This window comes from Wolbachia endosymbiont of Drosophila barbarae, assembly GCF_044752445.1.
GTDB classification, from domain to species: Bacteria; Pseudomonadota; Alphaproteobacteria; order Rickettsiales; family Anaplasmataceae; genus Wolbachia; species Wolbachia pipientis.
In genome coordinates, this window is record NZ_JBIXJM010000154.1 from 1 (window position 1) to 3,650 (window position 3,650).

Annotated in this window: 4 protein-coding genes and 1 pseudogene; all 5 read left to right on the forward strand. The window is 36.7% G+C overall.

Annotated elements, in window-relative coordinates; all coding sequences use genetic code 11:
- Positions 1-142, forward strand: a pseudogene (locus tag ACIPNH_RS06740) (IS5 family transposase); the annotation flags it as partial.
- A 7-nt stretch (positions 143-149) separates the two neighbouring features.
- Positions 150-488, forward strand: a complete 339-nt coding sequence (locus ACIPNH_RS02855) for a hypothetical protein (RefSeq protein ID WP_231115842.1) — start codon at positions 150-152, stop codon at positions 486-488.
- Between the two features lie 12 nt (positions 489-500).
- Entirely contained in the window at positions 501-773 is a 273-nt protein-coding gene (gene rpsO, locus ACIPNH_RS02860; protein WP_006279944.1) for a 30S ribosomal protein S15, read from the forward strand.
- A 14-nt stretch (positions 774-787) separates the two neighbouring features.
- Positions 788-3,061 carry a polyribonucleotide nucleotidyltransferase gene (gene pnp, locus ACIPNH_RS02865; RefSeq protein WP_400771623.1) on the forward strand — a complete coding sequence of 758 codons (2,274 nt, stop codon included), beginning with the start codon at positions 788-790 and terminating at the stop codon, positions 3,059-3,061.
- 205 nt (positions 3,062-3,266) lie between these two features.
- The coding region (locus tag ACIPNH_RS02870) for a DUF6444 domain-containing protein (RefSeq protein ID WP_400771625.1) at positions 3,267-3,650 on the forward strand (384 nt) is incomplete at its 3' end.

Consider the following 3,650-nt stretch of genomic DNA (forward strand, 5'->3'; position numbering starts at 1 on the left):
TTTCTCGCGACTGAAACAAACATTCGGGTTTAGTTTTAGGAATAAATCTGAGACAAATAGAGAGAAGGAACTACTTGTTAAATGCTATTTGCTCAATAAGTTCACTGATATTGGTATGGCTAAATTTGAGATAGCTTCATAAATTTATTGTGCGTTACCTACTATCCGAAGAGCGATGCAACAAAGCCATCCCAGTGTCAGCTACTTGGATGACAGAGGGGGGTGGGATGACAGAAGATGATGGAGTGACAGGGAGTAATACAAAAAGTTTCGTCATCCCCATTGAATCGGCTTTAAAATCGATGTTCAAAGTTGAAATTTCCCTAGAAGATGCGGGGAAAATCAGAAAAGGTCAGGAAGTTGTATTAAATAACTTGCGTAATTTAAAGAATCATGATATTTGTTGTACGGTAGTGGGTAGTGTACCTATTGCAATCTGCAGTTTTATTTATGGTTGTGTGAAACCTATTCGTGTTTTTAATATTTAAAATGAGGTTTAGATGTCGATAACATCCGAAAAGAAAAAGAGTTTGATAAATATATATGCAATTAAAGAAGATGATACAGGTTCATCTTTTGTACAATGTGCAATTTTGACCGAGAGGATCAGTAATTTAACTGAGCACTTTAAAGTGCACAAGCATGACCATCACTCTAAGCGTGGTTTACTTATATTGATAGGTAGAAGACGCAAGCACTTAAATTATATAAAGCGTAAATTTGGTAATGAAGCCTATCAGGAATTAATAGAGAAGTTAGGCATTAGAAAATAATCGAGGAATTTAATATGTTTAAAATTATAAAAAAATCTATAGAGTGGGGTGGTCGTGCCTTATCTTTAGAAACAGGAAAAATAGCACGCCAAGCTCATGGTTCAGTAGTTGTAAATTACGGTGATACTTCTGTTTTAGTAACTGTTGTGCGTAAAAAGAAGGAAGAAAGCGTTGATTTCCTACCTTTAAATGTGCAGTTTATCGCAAAAAGCTATGCCATGGGTAAGATCCCTGGCGGGTTTTTTAAAAGAGAAGGCAAGCCATCTGATAGAGAAACTTTAATCTCAAGAGTAATAGATAGAAGTATAAGACCACTATTCCCAGAAGGATTTCATGATGAAATTAGTGTGGTGTGCAATCTATTAACTTATGATACAGTCAATCCTCCTGAAGTGCCAGCATTGATTGGTGCTGTTGCAGCTCTTGCAATTTCTGGTGTTCCCTTTCACTTTACTATAGCTGGAGTGATGGTTGGTTGTGATGAAAATAATAACTATATACTCAACCCTTCTGTTCAAGAGATGAAAGCAAGCAGCTTGGATCTGTTTTTGTCTGGTGATGAAAATTCAATTTTAATGGTTGAATCAGAAGTGAAAGAGCTCTCTGAAGAAAATGTTTTTAATGCAATAAAATTTGGCCATGAACACCTTAAGCCTGTCATTAAGCTCATAAAAGAGTTTGCTGATACAATTGGCAATAAACCTGAGAGTTTTGCCCCTATTGATGCATCAGATATAACACAAGAGCTCGAAAAATACGGTAAAGATTTTGAAAAAGCATATTCGCAAACAGTAAAACAAGAGCGAGTTCAAGCTCTAGAAGCGATCAGAGAGAATATATTGAATACTCTTAAAGAAACTGGAAAAGACGAAAAGTTAATTACGTATGCAGTAAAAAACTTTGAAAGATCTTTAGTACGTGAAATAATTAGGAAGAAAAGTGTAAGGATAGACGGTCGTAAGCATGATGAGATACGTCAGATAGAAGTTGAAGTTGATATTCTGTCCAAAACTCACGGTTCTGCACTATTTACAAGAGGCAATACTCAGGCACTGGTTGTTACTGCTCTTGGCACCACTCAAGATGAGCAAATTGTGGATGATATTGAAGGGGATAGACGTGAGCATTTCATGTTGCATTATAACTTTCCCTCATTTGCTGTTGGAGAAACTTCTGCTGCGCGTGCACCAGGAAGAAGAGAAATCGGTCATGGCAAACTTGCTTGGAAAGCAATTCATCCTGTTTTACCCGGTAAGTCTGAATTTCCTTATACAATAAGAGTAGTGTCCGAAATTTTGGAGTCTGATGGTTCTTCTTCTATGGCAACAGTTTGTGGGACTTCTCTTGCTTTAATGGATACGGGTGTGCCAATAAAGGCCCCTGTTGCTGGAATTGCTATGGGTCTCATCAAAGATAAAGACGAGTATGTAATACTTTCCGATATACTTGGTGATGAAGATTATCTTGGTGATATGGACTTTAAAGTAGCAGGAACTAGTGAAGGGGTTACGGCGCTACAAATGGACATGAAAATTTCTGGTATAAGCTTTGAAATTGTTGAAAAATCTTTAGAACAGGCAAAAGCTGGAAGATTACATATTTTAGAAAAAATGAATGCAGTGATTTCAGAACACAGTGATGATGTCAAAGACCATGCACCAAGGATGTTATCATTTTACATAGATAAAGACAAAATTTCTGCTGCTATAGGTTCTAAGGGGAAAAATATACGCAGTGTGTGTGAAAGAAGTAATGCAAAAATTGAAATAGGAGATGATGGTAAAGTTTCTGTTTTTGCTACGAGTGGCACTGAAGCTGAAATTGCAAAGGGTATGATGATTGATTCAATAACAGAACTAGAACAAGGTTCTATAGTTGATGTCAAGGTTGTAAGAATAGAGAAGTCTATTGTAGAACTTGAATTTCTTAATGGCAGAAAAGGAAAAATGCACATAAGTGAAGTAGCTAATGAACATATAGATTCTATAGAGAGCGTACTTAAACAAGATGATACTTTCAAAGCACTAGTAATTGACTTCGAAAAAGGTGGGTGTCCAAAGTTGTCAAGACGTCGGGTTGACCAAGAGACGGGAGAGTTTTTTGAAGGTGAGCTTTACAACGAGGAAAGGAAAGATGGTCCAAATGACAGGGATAATTATTACAATAATTCATTTAGTAGAAAACCTGGAGGAAGTCACCATAAGAGGCCTCCTCGTCCTCGTTCTGGTTTCAGCAACAGAAATAGGCCGAAATTTGGTAATAATGATTCATCATCAGGTTTTTATTAAGAGTAAACTTCTTGCGTTACCTCTCGTCATTCCAGTGCTTAACACTGGAATGACACCCTTTCTGGTGAAGGTTATTCTCAAATCACAATGTTAGTACAATTGTGGTGTTAGCTATAGCTAACCCAAGGTATCCGTTCAGCGGAGTGGTAGAATAAGGTAGACAAAGTGATCTAAAAAGATAATCATAGAGCAAAAGTGAGGTAATGTGGTAAACCTTTTAGAACTTTGCAAAAATTTACAGCAAAAAATAGAAAAACTGGAAGCAGAGATAGAAAACTTAAAAGCAGAAAATAAAGCTTTAAAGATAGAGAACGCTGAATTAAAGGAAAGGCTCGGTTTAAATTCAAAAAACTCATCCCTGCCCAGCTCAAAAGAGCTATACAAAATAAAAAAGGACAAGCCAAAAAGCGAAAGGAATGTTGGCGATCAGGTTGGGCATAAAGGAAATTTTCATGCCACAATGGAAGCGGATAAAGTAGTAAAAATAGAGTTGCCTAATATTTGCGAATGCGGAGGAGAGCTTGTAATATGCGAAAAACCTTATGTTCACCAAAAAGTTGATCTTCCGGAAATTAGGCCTTATGTAGTA